This window comes from Arthrobacter sp. U41, from assembly GCF_007679325.1.
In the GTDB taxonomy this organism is placed as follows: Bacteria; Actinomycetota; Actinomycetes; order Actinomycetales; family Micrococcaceae; genus Arthrobacter.
The window spans coordinates 36,526-54,230 of sequence record NZ_VEGI01000002.1 but is presented as its reverse complement, the minus strand read 5'-3'; the positions used below and the strand labels follow the sequence as shown (position 1 = coordinate 54,230).

Here is a 17,705-nt window from a genome sequence, read left to right as displayed (position 1 = left end):
CCGGCGGCCACCGGGATCAGGAGTTCCTGAGCGCGGAAATGAGCTCGCTTTTCTTCTTCGCCGAGTAGCCCTTGAGGCCGATCTCCTTGGCGCGTGCCTTTAATTGGGGGACGGTCCAGTCCTCGTAGTCCCCGGCCTTCCCGCCCTTGCGGCCCACGGCCGACCTGCCCTTTTTGGCGGCGGCGTTGGAGATGCGGGCTGCCTTCTGCTTCGAGGCACCGTCCTCCAGCAGCTCTTCGTAGAGTTCCGGATCCTTGATGCTGGGGCTGTCGGCGCCCCGTGGGGCGTTCTTTTTCGTGGGCATGACTACCTCGGGAGCTGGTGGTCGGTGCCGACGGTGGTGTCGTCCACTTCGCCCCGGGCCACCGAGGACCGCCATTCGCCGGTTTCGACGCCGCGGGATTCGATGAACTCCTTGAAGCGGCCGAGGTCCGCGGTAACCTGGCGGCTGTCCGCGCCGACAGCCGAGCCGGCCTTTTCCACGAGCCCCTCGGGCTCCCACTCAAGTTCCACGTTGACCCGGGCGCGCTCCGCGCCGAGGGATTCGAACGTCACGGTCCCGGCGTTGCGGGGTTTGTCCGTGCTGACCCAGGCGATCTTCCGGTCGGGCGTCTGCTCGGTGATCTGGGCGAGGTATTCGCGCCGGACCCCGGCAATCTCGGTGCGGAACTGGAGGGAGGTCTCGTCGACCTGTTCGACGGCTTCGACCCCCTTCATAAACTCGGGGAAGGTCTCGAACTGGGTCCACTGGTTGTACGCGGTGGACACGGGAACGTCGACTTCAATGCTGTGCTGCACGGTTGCCACGGTTTCTCCTTCGGCCGGGAACGGGTCCTGCGGCAGGCCACGGGTGATGGTGCCGCGGATTCCAAACTAGCCGCGCGGCAGGGCCGTGACAAGCAGTTACTAAGTTTGCTGAGGAACTCCGGGGAGCGCCGGAACGGTGCCGGAACGCAGAAGCCCGGCCGCCCCCCGTTCAGGGTTCGGCCGGGCCTCGGAGCCGGCGGCAGCAATGCCGGGCGGTGACGCTATTCGGCGTCGTGGTCCGTTTCGAGGATCTGGACCAGGCGCTCCAGGGCGGCGTCGGCGCCGTCGCCCTCGGCGCGCAGCACCACAACTTCGCCGTGGGACGCGCCCAGGCTCATGAGGGACAGGATGCTTGCGGCGTCCATGGCCTCGTCAACGGGTTCGCCCAGGCGGGCAATGGTGATTTCGAGATCGAACTCGCCTGCAGCCTCGGCAAAGATGGCGGCCGGGCGGGCGTGCAGCCCGACGCGGCTGGCAATGGTGGCGTTACGTTCGGTCATTTCTGCTCCTTGGTTTCAGCTTGGGGAATATCAGCCAGGAAGGTTTTTCTGGACGGCTCAGGCGGCTACGGGAACCTGTTCCACCGTATCAACCGGCTTCTTGACTGCGTAGCGCTTGAGCCCGATGATTGCGAAGGCCGTGACGACGGTTCCGGCTGCGATGGCGACGACGAACATCAGGAAGTTGTCGATCGCGAAGAAGACGAAGATTCCGCCGTGCGGGGCCTTCGATCCCACCCCGGCTGCCATGGAGATGGCGCCCGTCACGGCGCCGCCGAGCATGCTGGCCGGGATGACGCGGAGCGGGTCTGCGGCGGCGAACGGGATGGCGCCTTCGGAGATGAACGAGGCTCCCAGCAGCCAGGCGGCCTTGCCGTTCTCCTGTTCCGCGAGGCTGAAGAGCTTCTTGTTCAGCACGGTGGAGGCGAGGGCCATAGCCAGCGGCGGGACCATGCCTGCGGCCATCACGGCCGCCATGATCTGCCACGGGGCCTGGTTGTCGATGGTTGCTGCGCCGAGGCCGGCGACGGCGAAGGCGTAGGCAACCTTGTTGACCGGTCCGCCGAGGTCGAAGCACATCATCAGGCCGAGGATGACGCCGAGGGCGATTGCGCTGGCGCCGGTGAGGCTGTTCAGCCAGTCGTTGAGGCCCACGGTGAGTGCGGCGATCGGGCCGCCCAGGACCAGGAACATCAGGCCGGACGCTACGAGGGATGCCACCAGCGGAATGATAACTACCGGCATCAGGCCGCGCAGCCAGCGGGGGACGCTGATCTGGCCGATGGCATGTGCCGTGTAGCCTGCCAGCAGGCCGCCGACGATGCCGCCGAGGAAGCCTGCGCCCATGAACCCTGCAACGGCACCGGTGACGAAGCCGGGGGCGATGCCCGGCCGGTCAGCCAGGGCGAAAGCGATGTAGCCGGACAGCGCCGGGACGAGGAAGCCGAGCGACAGGGCGCCGATCTTGAACATCACGGCACCCAGGAATGCGCCCAAGGGGCCCCAGGCCAGTTCCGGGTACTCGGTGGGCAGATTGGTGAGCGTGTTCTCTGTCAGGATTTTGTCCGCGTAGGCGGTGATGTCGTAGCCGCCCAACAGGAAGCCGAGGGCGATCAGCAGACCGCCGCCTGCCACGAACGGGATCATGTAGCTGACGCCCGTGAGCAGCGCCTTCTTCAGCCTGGTGCCGAAGTGCTCGCCCTTTTCCTCGGCCTCCTGCTGGGCCTGGTCCTCACCAAAGTGCGGGACGCGGCGGGCGTGGGGGTTGTCTGCGGCGGCGAGGGCCTCCTGGACCATCTTGTCCGGCTCGTCGATGCCGCGCTTGACCGGGGCGTTGATGACCGGCATGCCGGCGAAGCGCTCCTTGCCGCGCACGTCCACGTCCACGGCGAAGATCACGGCGTCGGCGGCCGCGATGACGGCCGGGTCAAGGGCCTTGGCGCCGGAGGAACCCTGCGTCTCGACCTGCAGGTCGACGCCGGCTTCCTTGGCGGCGGCCACCAGCGAATCGGCGGCCATGTAGGTGTGGGCGATGCCGGTGGGGCAGGCGGTCACGGCGACGAGGCGCTTGGGGCGGGCCGTCTCGGTGCTTGCGTCGGCGGCGGCTCCGGCAGCGGTGGCTCCGGTGGCGGCGGCTGCCGCAGGGGCCGCAGCCGCTGCTGCCGGCTTGTCCGCGAGGGCGCCTTCCACGAGCTCCACCACTTCGGCCTCCGAGCCGGCGGCGCGCAGGGCGGCGGTGAAGTCCTTTTTGATCAAGGAGCGGGCCAGCTTGGAGAGCAGCTTGAGGTGCTCCTGGTCCGCGCCTTCGGGGGCTGCGATGAAGAAGATCAGGTCCGCGGGACCGTCCTTGGCGCCAAAGTCCACGGGCTGGGAGAGCCGGGCCATGACGAGCGTCGGTTCGGTGACCGCCGTCGAGCGGCAGTGCGGGATGGCGATGCCGCCCGGGACGCCGGTGGCGGTCTTGGATTCACGGGCGAAGGCGTCGGCGAAGAGGCCTTCGACTTCCGTGGCGCGGCCGTTGGCTGCAACTTTGCCTGCCAGGTGCCGGATCACGTCCTCGGGCGAGCTGCCCAAGTTCTGGTCGAGCTCGACCAGTTCGGTAGTAATGAGCTGAGTCACTGTCAATCCTTCCGGAGGGCCGTGATGGTTACGGCATCGGGGGTGGTTTGGTGGACTGCCGGAACTGTGGAGCCCGGCAGGGAAGCGGCGGCGGCACCGTGGGCCACCGCCTGACGGAGGCAATCGGCCGGGGCGGCGCCCTGGCCGGAGGCGAGCAGGTAGCCGGCCAGCGAGGAATCGCCGGCGCCTACCGTGCTCACCGCAGTGACCGGCGGATGCGTGGCCAGCCACGCGCCGTCGGCCGTCACAAGCACCGCACCCTTGGACCCGAGCGTTGCCAGCACGGCACCCACCCCGGAACGCACGACGGCGGCGGCGGCCACCGCGGCAGCCTCCGGATCCGCTTCGAGTTCCTCGGCGGACTTGTTGGTGGCGAATCCGGCTGCGGCGGCCAGTTCCACCAGTTCCTCGGCGTTGGGTTTGAGGAGATCCGGTTTCCCCAGCGCATCGCCGGAGATCGCGGCGGCGAGCGGTTCGCCGGAGGAATCGACGGCGATGAGGGGAGCCTCGTTGCCGTGATCCATGGAGCGCAGCCGCCGGGTGACGGTGGCGTAGAAGTCGGCCGGGACCCCGGGTGGGAGCGATCCGGCCAGGACAACCCAGCTGGCGCCGCGGGAGCGGTCCAGCAGCAGCCCGATCAGGGCCTCCTGCTGGTCCGCGCTGAGAACCGGGCCGGGTTCGTTGACTTTGGTGGTGACACCGCCGGGCTCGGTGAGCGCCACGTTGCTGCGCAGCGGCTCGCCGATCGGGAGGGCGGCGAAGGGGACGTCGCCGGCCCGGAGCCCGGCGAGGACGGGGTCCGCTTCGGCTCCGGGGAGCACTGCGACCGTTGTCATGCCGGAGGCGACCAGGGCGCGGGAGACGTTGACTCCCTTGCCGCCGGATTCCTGCCGGACGGAGACGGCCCGCTGGACTTCGCCGCGGAGCAGGGGACCGGGCAAAGCCACGGTGCGGTCCAGGCTCGGGTTGGCGGTCAGGGTGACGATCATGCGACCACCACCTCCACTCCGGCGTCCGCGAGGGCGTCGGCCAGGTCCGGGCTGGGTTTCGTGTCAGTGATCAAGGTGTCCAGATCTTTCAACGAGGCGAACTGGACCAGGGTTTCGGTGTCCAGCTTGGAGGCATCAGCCAACACCACTATGCGGCGTGCTGATTGGACGAAGGCAGCCTTGACAGCGGCTTCTTCAGGATCGGGAGTGCTCAGCCCGAAGGCTGCGTGGATGCCGTTGGTGCCGATAAAGGCGATGTCCGGGCGGATCCGGCGGGCGGCTTCGACGGTGGACTGGCCGACGGCGGCCTGGGTCAGTCCGCGGACCTTCCCGCCCAGCAGGTGCAGGGCGATGCCGGGTTCCCCGGACAACCTGGCCGCGATGGGCAGGGAGTGGGTGATGACCACGAGTTCCGCGGCGGGTCCCGAGATGGCGGTGGTTGCTGCTGTCCGGGCGGCCAGGAGTTCCGCGAGGGACTCGGTGGTGGATCCGGCGTCGATCAGGACGCTGCCGGTGCCGTCCTGCGGGATGAGCGCCAGGGCGGCCTCGGCGATCCGGATCTTTTCCGGCTGCCGCTGGTCGGTCCGGACGAGGATGCTCTCCTCGTTGGTGCTGAAGCGGTCCGGGGACACCGCGCCGCCGTGGACCCGGCGCACACTGCCGGCGGCTTCGAGGGCGGCGAGGTCCCGGCGGACCGTCTCGGTGGTGATGCTGAAGCGCTCGGCGAGGTCCGTGACGCTGGCGCGGCCACTGGCAGTGATGAGCCCAACAATCAGTTGTTGGCGTTCCTCGGCGAACACTGGCTCTCCCTTGTGTCAGTACTGCGGGTCTTCCTGCCACTTCCGTGATACCCATCACAGCTAGTGGAGTTGATTGACTTTATCTTTGAATCTGTTGGTTTGTCAATGAAAAACAACATGAACGCAGAAAGTTTGTCTTGGCTCTGAGGGGACATGTCCAGTCTTCGCGCCGTGGAGTGGGCATATGGGGACTATGTCCAGCCGGGGCCGCAGGCGTGGGGCATGTCCATCCTGTGGGTTCGCGGACCGGGGGACATGTTCAGTCTTTGCGCCGTGGAGTGGGCATATGGGCACTATGTCCAGCCGGGGCCGCGGGCGTGGGGCATGCCCATCCTGGGGTTCCCGGGCCGGGGGTATGTGCAGTTTTCGCGCCGTGGAGTGGGCATATGGGGACTATGTCCAGCCGGGGCCGCGGGCGTGGGGTATGCCCATCCCGGGGGTTTGTGGACCGGGGGACATGTCCAGTTTTCGCGCCGGGGAGTGGGCACACGGCAGACGCCGGGCCCGACCTCCTGGAGGTCCGGCCCGGCGTCGGGTTTGTTCGGGGGGGTTTACTGCGGCCCGGGATTAGATGCCGGCGTCGCGGCTCTCGTTCCGGGTGATGGTCTCGCCGGTGTTGGGGTCCACGACGGAGCGGGTTTCACTGACCCGGCGGGTGCGGCTGCGTCCCGGGGAGGCCAGGATCAGGGATGCGATCAGGCCGATCACGCCCACCACCATCAGGATGTAGCCGATCATGGTCTGGTCCACGTTGGGGATCAGACCGGGGGCGATGGCCCAGGCCAGGATGGCACCCAGGGCGATGAGGAAGATGGAGGAACCGATTCTCATGACTTGCTCCTTGTGTCCGGTGGGACGGATAGGTATTGCTAAGCATGCTGTCCACCGTCACGCTACAGCCAGGTGTGTGTAGTTTCAACGATCTGAGCTGCGCCACTCCGGTTAGTTTTCGCACGTCAAAGTCACTTCCGCTGCGGTTTTGGACAGCCGCGGCGCGGATCCGGGGTGCGGGTGTCCGTTTTCGTAGCGGATTCACAGTCGCGACTCCGAAGCGGCCCCGGGCGCCGGAGCCCCGTACTCTTAAAAGGTGCGCCGCGGCAGCCCCTGCCCCTGCAGCGCGCCCGCAAGCCATCCCTGCCCGCAAGCACGCCCCGCCCACGCCCTGCCCGACCCCGCCCACACGCCTCACGCCCCGCCCACGCCCCGCCCACGCCCCGCGCGCTCCGCCGACCCTGCATTCCCTGCGGGTCGCCCGAAGGGCCTCACAGAATACCGGTGCCCATGCCTGAAGTTTCTCCCAGAGTCGTTGTCACCGGACTGGGTGCCGTCACCCCCGTGGGCGGGACTGCGTCCGAGACCTGGGCTGCGCTGCTGGCCGGGCGTTCCGGAATCACGGCGCTGGAGGACGACTGGGCGCAGGGCCTCCCTGTCCGCATGGCCGGCCGGGTGGACGTTGACGTCGCGTCGCAGCTCACTACCCCCGAATACAAGAGGATGGACCGCTGCGGGCATCTGGCGCTGATCGCGGCCCGGGAAGCGTGGGCTCAGGCCGGCCGTCCCGAGGCCGACCCGGAGCGGCTGGCCGTGGTGATCGGTTCCGGCTACGGCGGCCTGGACACCACCCTGGAGCAGACCCGGACGCTGGATGCCAGCGGCCCGCGCAGGGTATCCCCGCACACCCTCACCCGGATCATGGTCAACGCGCCGGCGGCCTGGGTGTCCATGGAGGTCGGTGCCAAGGGCGGCGCCAGGACCCCGGTGAGCGCCTGCGCCTCCGGGGCGGAAGCCATCTCCCAGGCGGCCGACATGATCCGGGCGGGCGCGGCGGACGTTGTGATCGCCGGCGGCGTGGATTCCTGCATCAATGGCCTGATCGTCAGCGGGTTCGCGCAGATCCGGGCGCTGTCCACCCGCAACGGCGACCCGCAATCTGCGTCGCGGCCCTTCGATACGGACCGGGACGGATTCGTGCTGGCCGAAGGCGCAGCAATCCTGGTCCTGGAACGCGAGGACCACGCACGGGCCCGCGGGGCCGACATCCTCGGCGTCGTGGCCGGAACCGCGGTGACGTCCGACGCCGTCGACATCGTCGCTGCTGATCCCGCCATGCAGCGCCGGGTCATGGAAAAGGCGATCGCGGCGGCCGGACTTGGCGCCGGGGACATTGGCCTGGTCCACGCCCACGCCACGTCCACCCCCGTGGGTGACCGGCTGGAAGCGGAAGCCATCAAGGCCGTACTCGGGAGCCAGGTTCCCGTCACGTCGACCAAATCCCTCACCGGGCACCTCCTCGGCGGCGCCGGGGCGCTCGGCGCCGTCGTGATGATCCAGGCCTTGAAGACCGGGGCGGTCCCGGGCACCAGCAACCTTGACGAGCCCGACGCCGGGATCGACCTCAACCTCCTGCGGACCACAGTGACGGATAACCCCGCGAGAGCGGGTGTTGCCAACGCCTTCGGCTTCGGCGGGCACAGCACCGCGCTGGTGATCACCGAAAGCTAGGCTGGTCCGATGGAGACAGTCGTCTGGTCCAAGCCGGAACACGAACGCCCCGGCACGCCGCTGCTGGTAATGATGCACGGCTACGGCAGGGACGAGTCCCGGATGGCGAAGCTGTTCGACTCCCTGCCGCCCGCGTTCACCTGCGCCGCTCTGCGCGGGCCCAAAGTGATCGGGGACGGCCACGGCTGGTTCCTGCTTGACTACTTCCTGACCCACGACTTCGCCGATGTCATCTCCTCCACCAACGCGGTCTTCAGCTGGATCGAATCCGTCAAGGCCCAGCACAGCAGCGTCAGCCTGTTCGGCTACTCGCAGGGCATGGCCATGGCCAGCACTCTGCTGCGGCTGCGGCCGGCGCAGTTCCGGGCCGTCGTCGGCCTCTCCGGCTTTGTCCTGGAAAACGAACTCCTGGCGATGAGCGAATCGTTCGAGTCGCGCCCGCCGTTCTTCTGGGGCCGGGACCGGGATGACGTGGTGATCAACGACGCCGCCACGGCACACACCGAGGAGTGGCTCCATGAGCACACCCGGCTCACGGCGCGGACCTACCCGGGAATGGGGCACTCCATCTCGGCGGCCGAACTGGTGGACGTCAGCGCGTTCCTTCGCCACTACGTGCTGCGCCAGGACAGTTGACCCTAACAAGCCAGCGGCGGACCGGTGCGGAAGGGCCAAACGTCCTTTTTCTTCGTTTATCCACTTGCGCGCCAATTTTGTAAGCGTTTACACTCGACCTTGGCCATGATTCCGGCCCACTACTTCAGGGGGAAGAAAGGGCTGAGCCCGTGCTGCAGGCCAAAGCTCCGCGCGCCACCATCCAGGACGTCGCCGCACTCTCCGGACTCTCCATCTGCACCGTCTCCCGGGCCCTCCGCAACCTTCCGAACGTGTCCGTCGCCGCACAGACCAAGGTCAGCGACGCCGCCGCGAAACTCGGCTACAAGGCCTCCCCGGCAGCCTCCCGGCTGGCCGGCGGCAGCACCGGTTCGATTGCCATCATCGCGCCCACCGCCAGCGCATGGTTCTTCGCGGAGGCCGTCGAAGCGGCAGAGGAAGTGTTCGCCGGCGGTGGCTACGACACCGTCTTGATCAGCCTCCGGAACCGGCCCAGTGTGCACCGCAAACTCTTCGGCGACCTGGCTAAGCTGTCCCAACGTGTCGACGGCGTCCTGCTCCTCAATATCGCCCTCAGCGAAGCCGAACTGGCTGACCTCGCCGGCTCGGGGCTGGCCGTGGCCAGTGTGGGCATGCACGGTGTGCCGTGGGACAACGTCGGGATCGACAACGCCGCAGCCGCCCGCGCCGCCACCGAACACCTGCTGGGACTGGGCCACTGGGACGTGGCCATGCTCTCCGGCAGCGAAACCGGTGAGCCCTCCCTCATCACCGCCAGCGAGCGGCTGCGGGGCTTCGAACAGGCGCTCGACGCACAGCACCTGACGGTCGATCCGGACCTGGTACTCGACGCCGGGTCCAGCATCGATGGTGGCCGGCGGGCGATGATCGAGCTGATCGAAAACCGCCGGATGCCCTCCGCGATCCTCGCCGGTTGCGACGAAACGGCCTTCGGCGCTCTCATGGCCTTGAGGGACCTCGGTTTGTCTGCACCCAGGAACGTGTCCATCATAGGAATAGACGATCATCAGATGAGCTGCTTCCTGGGGCTGAGCACCATCTCCCAGCCGGTGGCCGATCAGGGCGCCTTCGCGGCCAACCTGCTGATTGACCGGCTCCACCGCTCGGGGCTCCCGAATCCGCCCTCCAGCCACGTCCTGGAGACCAAGCTGATAGAGCGCAGGAGCACCCGACGCCGGCGCTGACCGGCGCCCTCCACCATCCGCCAGCCCGGCCCGCCGTCCGCATGTTGCCGCCGTCCAAAAGTTTCCAGAACCCGCACCGGTGCGCCCGCCACAAACGGGACACCCGCCCGCCGATTTAGATACCGCCGTCTGAAAGGACCATCGACCATGACTGAGATTTCCAACAGCACCCCATCGAGCTGGACCAGCGCCTCCGCCATCCTCTTTGACCTCGACGGCGTCCTGACGCCCACCGCGATCGTGCACGAACGGGCCTGGCAGGAACTCTTCGACGGGTTCCTCAAGACCGTCCCCGAGGCGCCCGGCTACCGCGAAAGCGACTACTTCGACCACATCGACGGAAAACCGCGCTTCGACGGCGTCCGCGACTTCCTGGCCTCCCGCAACATCGTGCTGCCCGAGGGCCCGCTGGACGACGACCCGGCGCACAACACGGTCCACGGCCTGGGCAACCGCAAGAACAAGGTCTTCAACGACATTGTCGAGGCTGGCGGCGTTAAGCCCTACGAAGGCTCCGTGCGGTTCATCGACGCCGCGCTGGCCCGCGGACTCAAGCTCGCCGTCGTCTCCTCCTCCCGCAACGCCCCGGCCGTGCTCAAGGCCGCCGGCCTCTCGGACTATTTCCCGGTGGTGGTCGACGGCGTCGTCGCCGTGGCCGAGGGACTGCCCGGCAAGCCCAGCCCGGCGACCTACCAGTACGCCGCCCGGCTGCTGGGCCTGCCCAGCCAGGAGTGCGTTGTGGTCGAGGACGCCGTCTCCGGCGTCCAGGCCGGCAGTGCGGGAAGCTTCCACTCGGTGATCGGCGTGGACCGCGGCGCCGGCCGGCAGACCCTGCTGGCCGCCGGAGCCACCCTCGTGGTCAACGACCTCGACGAGCTCCTCTAGCCGCCCCACCAGCCCGGCCGGGCCCGCAGAGCACACGATCAGTACAAGCACTTTCACCCAGCACGTTCACCGCCCACAAGGAAAGCCCCCACTATGGCCCTCATCACCTCGGACCGCGCACGGTTCCCCAACGATCCCTGGCAGCTGGTGGAGACCGTCCACCTCCCCGGCAACGCCGGCACGCTGGAGACGCTCTTCAGCCTGGGCAACGGGCACCTCGGCATCCGCGGCGCCCACTGGGCGGCCGCAGACGCCGAGCTGCCGGGCAGCTTCATCAACGGCTTCCACGAAACCTGGGACATCAAGCACGCGGAAAACGCCTACGGCTTCGCCCGCACCGGCCAGCGGATCCTCTACATCCCGGACGCCAACAACTTCACCGTGATCGTCGACGGCGAAAGCCTGAGCCTGGACGAATCAACGGTGCTGGATTACCGGCGGAGCGTCGATTTTGCCACCGGCGTCTACGAATGCCGGATCACCTGGCAGTGCCGCTCCGGTGCCACCGTGACCACCACCGAACGCCGGGCCGTCGGTTACGAGTCCCGCGGTTCCCTCGGCATCTCGCTGGAACTCGCCGCGGACCGGGACGTCTCCGCTGACGTGACCTCCTCGGTCATCAACCGCCAGGACCAGCCGGTGGAGGACCATTCGGCCCATGACCCGCGCCGTGCCGGCCGGCACGCCGGGCGGGTGCTGCTTCCGGTCCGGCTCGACGGCGGCGACGGCTCGCTGCGCCTGTCCTGGGAGACGGCCGAATCCAAACAGCGCATCGGCCTGGCCGTGGACCACTGGACCAACGCCGGCGTGCAGCCCTTCGACACCCAGGTGCACGAGGACGACAGCAGCGTCCGCTACGTCCTGGCCGTCGGCGCCGACGAACCGTTCGTGCTGGAGAAGAGCGTCAGCTACGCCGTCGGGCAGGCATCTGCGGACCTGGCCGACGACGCCGAAGCCGGCCTCAAACCGCTCGCGGACATCTTCGCTGAAAGCGCCGCGCACTACCGCGACTACTGGACCACCAGCGACATCGTCCTCGCCGGGCAGACCGAACTCCAGCAGGGCGTCCGCTGGAACCTCTTCCAGCTGGCCCAGGCTACGGCCTGCGCCGACGTCGCCGGCATCCCGGCCAAGGGGGTCAGTGGCTCAGGCTATGACGGGCACTACTTCTGGGACCAGGAGGTGTACCTGATGCCGTACCTGACGTACACCAGCCCGGGCAACGCCCGCCAGGTCCTCGAGTTCCGCCACGACATGCTGCCCGAGGCCAAGATCCGCGCCAAGGAGCTCAGCGTGGACGGCGCCCTCTTCCCCTGGCGCACCATCAACGGGCTCGAGGCCAGCGCCTACTACGCCGCCGGCACGGCCCAGTTCCACATCGCCGCCGCGATCGCTTTTGCCACGAACCGCTACATCTGGGCCAGCGGCGACCAGGCGTTCCGGGAAACCCTCGGCGCCGAGCTGCTGATCGAGACCGCCCGGATGTGGGCGTCCCTGGGCTTCTTCGGAAAGGACGGTCTCTTCCACATCCACGGCGTCACCGGCCCGGACGAGTACACCGCCGTCGTCAATGACAACCTGTACACCAACGTTATGGCGCGGTTTAATCTGCGCGCCGCGGCGGCGCTGGAGCACCCGGAGATCGATGACGCCGAACGCGAGTTCTGGGAGCAGGCCGCCAACCGGATGCAGCTGCCCTACGACGGGGACCTCCAGGTGCACTCGCAGGACAACGACTTCATGACGCTGGAACCGTGGGACTGGAGTACGCCGCGGTCCAAGTACCCGCTGCTGCTGCACTTCCACCCGCTGGTGATCTACCGGCACCAGGTCCTCAAGCAGGCGGACAGCGTGCTGGCCATGTTCCTGCAGTGGCAGGACTTCTCCGCCGAGGAAAAGCGCCGCGCCTTCGACTTCTACGATCCGATCACCACCGGCGATTCGACCCTCTCCGCCTGCGTGCAGGGCATCATGGCGGCCGAGGTGGGCTACGGCGAGGCCGCGCTGAACCACTTCACCCACGCCTTGTTCATCGACCTCGACGACACACACGGCAACACGATCGACGGTGTGCACATCGCCTCCACCGGCGGGGTCTGGAGTTCGCTGGTCAGCGGCTTCGCGGGCCTGCGGGACCAGGGCGCGGTGCCGTACTTCGACCCGCGGCTGCCCGCCGACTGGGACGGGCTGTCCTTCCACCTGAAGATCCAGGGCCGGCTGCTGAAGCTCGAGCTGGAACAGGGTGCCATCAGCCTGACCGTGCGCGAGGGCGCACCGCTCGACGTCGACGTGCGCGGCGAACTGTTCACGGTCGACGGCGACACGGTCCGGGTCCCGCTGGCACCGGTCGCGGCGCCGGAGCCTACGATCTTCCCGAGCGGACTTCCGACGGCGTCCATCCCGATCGTGCGCGCGGCGGTCTAAGCGCGGCGGTTCCCGGACCGTTCGCCGGACTCGGACCCGGTGCCGCCGGGGCTCCCGCCGGCAGCGATGCTCTCGCGGCCGTCCTCCAGGGGGTGGGCCTGTTCATCGGCCCGCATCCGCGCGGCGACCATGGCGACGACGGCCATGACCGGGCACACGGTCCCGGCGACCAGGAAGATGAGCCCCACCGGGAGCACCTCCGCGGCGGGACCGGCGAGGGCCATGGAGACCGGCATCAAGGCCAGCGAGACAAAGAAATCCAGGCTTGAGACACGGCCCAGCAGGTGCGGCGGGACCCGGCGCTGCAGCAGGGTGCCCCAGATGACCATGCCCATGCCGCCGGTGGCGCCGAAGATAAACAGGGCGGCCGCCAGCGCCCAGAAGCTGTCCATGATGCCGACGGCGGCGAGCGGCAGGGTGCCGGCGCCCCAGCCCACCATCATCACCGTGAGGTAGCGGCGCGGCAGCGGGAACGAGGCCGTGGCCAACGAGGCTGCGGCGCCTCCGATGCCCATGACGGCGAGCAGGAACCCGAACATACGCGCGTCGCCGCCGAGCTGGTCGCGGACCACGAACGGCAGCAGCACCTCAATGGGTCCGATCAGGAACAGCACGGAGATGCAGGCCCACAGCAGGGTCCACAGCAGCCAGGGGGTCCGGACGGTGTAGCTGACGCCTTCGCGAAGGTCGTGCAGTACCGACGTCCTGGCGGGCGGGCCGGGATCAGCGCCACCCTCAGTGCCGCCCTCCGCGGTCAGGCTTTCCGTCCCCGGGAGGGATTCGCGCCGGAGCAGGTTGAGGATGCAGAACGCCAGCAGATGGCAGGCCGCCACCCCCGTCACGGCGTGCGCGGGGGAGAGAGTGGCCACCAGGATGCCCGCAACGGCCGGTCCGGCGGCCTGCTGCAGGATGGGCCGCATGGTTCCCTCCATGCCGTTGGCCGCGAGCAGGTCCTCCGGCGGCAGGATCCGGGGGAGGATCGCGGAGTAGGCCGGGAAGAAGAACGCGGCCCCGACTCCCAGCACAAACGCTCCCAGCGCCATATGCCAGAGCTGCAGCCAGCCCAGCATGGCCAGCCCGCTGATGCTGGCGATCACGGCAAGGTTGGCGCCCTCCACCGCAATGATCAGGAGCCGCTGCGGCAACCGGTCCGCCGCGATGCCGCCCGCGAGCAGAAAAGCGACGAGGCCCACGCTGCCCGCGGCCGCCACGAGGGAGAGCTCCAGCGGACCACCGCCCAGCTGGATCACCTCATAGACCATCGCCACGGCCCACATCCCGGAGCCGAAAATGGAGATGGCCAAGGCCGCTATCAGCACACGGTATTCCCGGTGCACGAACGGGCGGAGGGCCCTCAGTGAGCGCATGGTTCCAGTCTAGGGGCGGGTCCGGACGCGTCCCAGCCCGGCGGCCGCAGGCCGTCCCCGGAGAGGGATGGAATAGCAGGACAGGTGCCGGGGTTGCCGCCTAGTGGGACGGGTGGCCTCATCGGGGCAGCCCGTTCCGACGTACCGGGCCCGGAGGGCCGGACTGCCGCAACAACGCGGCAACGGCCAGGGACCGGTTGGGCTGGACTACTCAGAAACGGAGATGGTGGATTAATGACTGCCTACAAGACAGTGAACCCCGCGACCGGAGAAACGTTGAAGGAATTTCCGCTCGCCACCGCGGCCGAGGTGGAACACGCGCTGGCGGACTCGAAGGCGGCCTTCCGGGACTGGCAATCGGCGCCGGTAGAGGCCCGCGCGAAGGTGATTGCCCGGGTGGCCGAGCTGTACCGGGAGCGCCGGGACGAGCTGGCCCGGCTGATTGCCACGGAGATGGGTAAGCCCCTGGCCCAGTCCCGCGGTGAAGTGGGCCTCGTGGCTGACATCTACGCGTACTACGCGGACGAGGGCCCGTCCTTCCTGAAGGACGAAATCCTTGAGGTCAAGGGCGGCGGCGAGGCAATCGTCCGCTCCGCGCCGGTGGGGCCGCTGCTGGGGATCATGCCGTGGAACTACCCTTACTACCAGGTGGCGCGGTTCGCCGCCCCCAACCTGATCCTCGGCAACACCATCCTGCTCAAGCACGCCGGCAGCTGCCCCCAGTCGGCCCTCGCCATCGAGCAGATCTTCAAGGACGCCGGGCTCCCCGAAGGGGCCTACATCAACCTCTTCCTGAGCAACGACCAAGTGGCGGAGGTCATCGCCGATGACCGGGTCCAAGGAGTCTCGCTGACCGGCAGTGAGCGGGCAGGCTCGGCCGTTGCCGAGGTGGCCGGCCGGAACCTGAAGAAATACGTGCTGGAACTAGGCGGCAGCGACCCCTTCATTGTCCTGGACTCCGAGAACCTCGACGCCACCGTCAAGGCTGCCGTCAGCGGACGGATGGGGAATGCCGGGCAGGCCTGCACCGCCTCCAAGCGGTTCATCATCCTCGAGGACCTGTACGAGGCGTTCGTGGAGAAATTCACCGCCCGGATGTCCGCGATCAAGCCGGGCGACCCCCTGCTGGCCGACACCCGGTTCGGCCCGCTCTCCTCACAGAGCGCCGCCGACGGCCTCATCGAGCAGATCCAGGATGCCGTGGACAAGGGCGCCACCCTGCGGACCGGCGGTCACCACGTCGAGGGCCCCGGCGCCTACGTCGAGCCCACGGTGCTGACGGATGTGACCCCCGGGATGCGGGCGTTCTCGGAAGAGCTCTTCGGCCCGGCAGCGGTCATCTACAAGGTCGCCAGCGTGGAGGAAGCCATCGAGCTGGCCAACGGTTCCCCGTACGGCCTCGGCGGCGCGGTCTTCAGCGCCGATGCCGAGAAGGCCAAGGATGTGGCTGATCAGCTGGATACCGGGATGGTGTTCATCAACTCTGTGGCCGAAACCCAGGCGGATCTGCCGTTCGGCGGCGTGAAGCGCTCCGGCGTCGGGCGCGAACTGGCACGGTTCGGCATGAATGAGTTCGTCAACAAGAAGCTCATCCGGACACCGCGCTAAATCCGGAGCCGGGGCGCTTCCGCGCAGCGGAGGCGCCCCGGCCAGGCTCCGGCCAGGAACGCCTCCGCCAACTTCCAGCGGGCCGTGACCGAATCGTGGGTGTCATGGCCGCCTTGCCGTTCGACGGGCGGAGGCGCCGGGGGAAGGGCCCGTGGCCTAGTGTTAACACCGGATGAAACTCAGCACACTTACGGTTCACGGAGAGGCGATGATGGCCAAGCGACGCAACCCGGCAATAAATATTGCCCAGAAGTCAGCACACAACGCGATGTTCGATGCCCAGGGCAATCCCAAGCCGGGCGTCCACAACGTGCTCCTGCGGGCCGTTGAAGTCCAGCGCCCGCTGGTGCTGGCGAACCTCCGCAGGCTCCAGCGCAGGCACCCGCAGGCCACTGCCGCGCAGCTCGCCGCGATGCTGGAACGGGACTATCTCCTGGCCGTCACCGGCGGCGGTGCGCTGGTGGGCGGTGCGGCCGTGATCCCCGGCGTCGGGACCGCTGCGGCACTGGGCCTCTCGGCTGCCGCCACCGTGGGCTTCCTCGAAGCCACCGCACTGTTCTCCACCTCCCTGGCCGAACTCCACGGCGTGCGGCTGGTGGATCCAGAGAAGGCCAGCACCCTGGTCATGGCGATCATGCTGGGCGAGGAGGGCACCGCACTCCTGAGCTCCCTGAGCGGGCAGGCCGCAGGGCAGGGCAGGGGCCCCACACAGGCCTGGGGATCCCTCTTCTCCCGCCGCGTACCGCTGGCCGGCTTCGGCACGGTGCGGGAACGGATCCAGACGATGTTCCTCCGGACCCTGCTGAAACAGCAGGGAACGGCCTGGCTGGGCCGGGCGTTGCCGTTCGGCATCGGCGCCGTGGTGGGCGGCGTCGGCAACCGCGTGATGGGCCGCGCCGTCGTCGCGAACGCCAAGGAGGCGTTCGGGCCGATGCCGCTGGTCATTCCCGGGGAGCTGGGGGGCCCGCCGCAGGCCGGGGACCTGGCAGCTGCGCCGGAGAAGGACACGAAGGACAAGTCAGCCCAGGAAGGCGGCACGTTTTGGATCTGAACGCCAATCTGGGGGAGTCCTTCGGGACCTGGACCATGGGCGACGACGCCGCGATGCTCCCGCTGGTCACCAGCGCCAGCGTGGCCTGCGGGCTGCACGCCGGGGACCCGGTGACCATGCTGGACACGTGCCGGGAAGCCTACGAGCTGGACGTCCGGGTGGGCGCCCACCTCGGGTATCCGGATCTGGCCGGATTCGGCCTCCGGGCCATGGACATCACCTTCGATGACCTTTTCGGTGCCGTGCTGTACCAGCTCGGCGCGCTGGACGGGGTGGCGCACGCAGTCGGCGCCTCCGTTGACTACGTGAAACTGCACGGGGCGCTCTACGAGCGCACAGTGCGCGACGCCGAGCAGGCCTCCGCCGTGGTCGCCGCCATCCAGGCCTACGATCCGGGGCTGCCCGTTCTGGGCTTCGCGGGGTCGGCCCTCCTGGGGATCGCCAAGGACGCCGGACACCCGGTCTTCTCCGAGGCATTCGCTGACCGCGCCTACCTGCCGGACGGCACCCTCGTACCCCGCGGGCAGGACGGTGCCCTGCTGCAGGACGCCGGCCGGATCGCCGAGCGGGCCGTCCGGCTCGCCACCAAGGGCGAAGTGGAAGCCGTCGACGGCACCGTGCTCCGGATCAACCCCGATTCTCTGTGCCTCCACGGCGACAGCCCCGGCTCCATCGAGACGGCCACGGCGATCCGTGCCGCCCTGGTCGGCGCCGGAGTGGAGCTGGAAAGCTTCGCCTGAACCCTGGGTGAGGCCGGCGCCAACACTCTGCCCGGCGGATTCGGGCCAGTGCCGCAAGGCCCTATCCGGGCCTGAAACGGCAACCTAGCTTGAA

Annotated in this window: 16 protein-coding genes; 8 read left to right on the top strand and 8 right to left on the bottom strand. The window is 68.5% G+C overall.

Annotated features, from left to right (window positions below):
- Positions 1-16 precede the first annotated feature (16 nt).
- From FS787_RS08990 to FS787_RS08960, 7 genes are all read right to left on the bottom strand, one after another.
- Positions 17-304: a Rho termination factor N-terminal domain-containing protein gene (locus FS787_RS08990; protein WP_144672110.1), complete on the bottom strand. Its 288-nt coding sequence runs from the start codon at positions 302-304 to the stop codon at positions 17-19.
- 2 nt (positions 305-306) lie between these two features.
- Positions 307-807 (bottom strand): SRPBCC family protein, encoded by a 501-nt coding sequence (locus tag FS787_RS08985; protein ID WP_144672109.1) that lies wholly within the window; start codon positions 805-807, stop codon positions 307-309.
- A 221-nt stretch (positions 808-1,028) separates the two neighbouring features.
- A complete protein-coding gene (locus FS787_RS08980; RefSeq protein WP_056428072.1) occupies positions 1,029-1,307 on the bottom strand; it encodes an HPr family phosphocarrier protein in 279 nt (92 codons plus the stop codon).
- Positions 1,308-1,364: 57 nt separating this feature from the next.
- The gene (locus FS787_RS08975) at positions 1,365-3,425 is read right to left on the bottom strand and encodes a fructose-specific PTS transporter subunit EIIC (RefSeq protein WP_144672108.1); all 2,061 of its coding nucleotides are present in this window, start codon (positions 3,423-3,425) and stop codon (positions 1,365-1,367) included.
- Positions 3,426-3,427: 2 nt separating this feature from the next.
- Positions 3,428-4,414: a 1-phosphofructokinase family hexose kinase gene (locus tag FS787_RS08970; protein WP_144672107.1), complete on the bottom strand. Its 987-nt coding sequence runs from the start codon at positions 4,412-4,414 to the stop codon at positions 3,428-3,430.
- Positions 4,411-5,214, bottom strand: a complete 804-nt coding sequence (locus tag FS787_RS08965) for a DeoR/GlpR family DNA-binding transcription regulator (protein ID WP_144672106.1) — start codon at positions 5,212-5,214, stop codon at positions 4,411-4,413. Before FS787_RS08965 ends, FS787_RS08970 begins: the two co-directional genes overlap by 4 nt.
- A gap of 567 nt (positions 5,215-5,781) precedes the next feature.
- Positions 5,782-6,045 (bottom strand): DUF6458 family protein, encoded by a 264-nt coding sequence (locus FS787_RS08960; protein ID WP_144672105.1) that lies wholly within the window; start codon positions 6,043-6,045, stop codon positions 5,782-5,784.
- Positions 6,046-6,495: 450 nt separating this feature from the next.
- On the opposite strand from FS787_RS08960, the gene FS787_RS08955 reads away from it, so the two are divergent.
- From FS787_RS08955 to FS787_RS08935, 5 genes are all read left to right on the top strand, one after another.
- Complete coding sequence (locus FS787_RS08955; RefSeq protein ID WP_144672104.1) at positions 6,496-7,716, top strand: beta-ketoacyl synthase; 1,221 nt, start codon at positions 6,496-6,498, stop codon at positions 7,714-7,716.
- Positions 7,717-7,725: 9 nt separating this feature from the next.
- Entirely contained in the window at positions 7,726-8,352 is a 627-nt protein-coding gene (locus tag FS787_RS08950) for an alpha/beta hydrolase (protein ID WP_144672103.1), read from the top strand.
- A gap of 149 nt (positions 8,353-8,501) precedes the next feature.
- Positions 8,502-9,536 (top strand): LacI family DNA-binding transcriptional regulator, encoded by a 1,035-nt coding sequence (locus FS787_RS08945; protein WP_144672102.1) that lies wholly within the window; start codon positions 8,502-8,504, stop codon positions 9,534-9,536.
- A gap of 147 nt (positions 9,537-9,683) precedes the next feature.
- Complete coding sequence (locus tag FS787_RS08940) at positions 9,684-10,421, top strand: HAD family phosphatase (RefSeq protein WP_144672101.1); 738 nt, start codon at positions 9,684-9,686, stop codon at positions 10,419-10,421.
- Positions 10,422-10,514: 93 nt separating this feature from the next.
- Positions 10,515-12,845 carry a glycoside hydrolase family 65 protein gene (locus FS787_RS08935; protein WP_144672100.1) on the top strand — a complete coding sequence of 777 codons (2,331 nt, stop codon included), beginning with the start codon at positions 10,515-10,517 and terminating at the stop codon, positions 12,843-12,845.
- On the opposite strand, the gene FS787_RS08930 is transcribed toward FS787_RS08935, so the two are convergent.
- Positions 12,842-14,212, bottom strand: a complete 1,371-nt coding sequence (locus tag FS787_RS08930) for an MFS transporter (RefSeq protein WP_144672099.1) — start codon at positions 14,210-14,212, stop codon at positions 12,842-12,844. The genes FS787_RS08935 and FS787_RS08930 overlap by 4 nt on opposite strands.
- A 234-nt stretch (positions 14,213-14,446) precedes the next feature.
- Here FS787_RS08930 and FS787_RS08925 point away from each other — a divergent pair, with 234 nt between their 5' ends.
- From FS787_RS08925 to FS787_RS08915, 3 genes are all read left to right on the top strand, one after another.
- On the top strand, positions 14,447-15,820 hold the full coding sequence (locus FS787_RS08925; protein WP_144672098.1) for an NAD-dependent succinate-semialdehyde dehydrogenase: 1,374 nt from the start codon (positions 14,447-14,449) through the stop codon (positions 15,818-15,820).
- Positions 15,821-16,031: 211 nt separating this feature from the next.
- On the top strand, positions 16,032-16,871 hold the full coding sequence (locus FS787_RS08920; RefSeq protein WP_144672491.1) for a hypothetical protein: 840 nt from the start codon (positions 16,032-16,034) through the stop codon (positions 16,869-16,871).
- Positions 16,862-17,611, top strand: coding sequence for a LamB/YcsF family protein (locus FS787_RS08915; protein ID WP_144672097.1), 750 nt, complete (start codon positions 16,862-16,864; stop codon positions 17,609-17,611). The genes FS787_RS08920 and FS787_RS08915 overlap by 10 nt, the downstream gene beginning before the upstream one ends.
- The last annotated feature ends 94 nt before the right edge of the window (positions 17,612-17,705 follow it).

What these genes read in the sequence shown, in the direction of transcription:
- FS787_RS08990 (WP_144672110.1), bottom strand. Translation starts at nt 304, where the DNA reads ATGCCCACGAAAAAGAACGCCCCACGGGGCGCCGACAGCCCCAGCATC.
- FS787_RS08980 (WP_056428072.1), bottom strand. Translation starts at nt 1,307, where the DNA reads ATGACCGAACGTAACGCCACCATTGCCAGCCGCGTCGGGCTGCACGCC.
- FS787_RS08970 (WP_144672107.1), bottom strand. Translation starts at nt 4,414, where the DNA reads ATGATCGTCACCCTGACCGCCAACCCGAGCCTGGACCGCACCGTGGCT.
- FS787_RS08960 (WP_144672105.1), bottom strand. Translation starts at nt 6,045, where the DNA reads ATGAGAATCGGTTCCTCCATCTTCCTCATCGCCCTGGGTGCCATCCTG.
- FS787_RS08955 (WP_144672104.1), top strand. Translation starts at nt 6,496, where the DNA reads ATGCCTGAAGTTTCTCCCAGAGTCGTTGTCACCGGACTGGGTGCCGTC.
- FS787_RS08950 (WP_144672103.1), top strand. Translation starts at nt 7,726, where the DNA reads ATGGAGACAGTCGTCTGGTCCAAGCCGGAACACGAACGCCCCGGCACG.
- FS787_RS08940 (WP_144672101.1), top strand. Translation starts at nt 9,684, where the DNA reads ATGACTGAGATTTCCAACAGCACCCCATCGAGCTGGACCAGCGCCTCC.
- FS787_RS08935 (WP_144672100.1), top strand. Translation starts at nt 10,515, where the DNA reads ATGGCCCTCATCACCTCGGACCGCGCACGGTTCCCCAACGATCCCTGG.
- FS787_RS08930 (WP_144672099.1), bottom strand. Translation starts at nt 14,212, where the DNA reads ATGCGCTCACTGAGGGCCCTCCGCCCGTTCGTGCACCGGGAATACCGT.
- FS787_RS08925 (WP_144672098.1), top strand. Translation starts at nt 14,447, where the DNA reads ATGACTGCCTACAAGACAGTGAACCCCGCGACCGGAGAAACGTTGAAG.
- FS787_RS08920 (WP_144672491.1), top strand. Translation starts at nt 16,032, where the DNA reads ATGGCCAAGCGACGCAACCCGGCAATAAATATTGCCCAGAAGTCAGCA.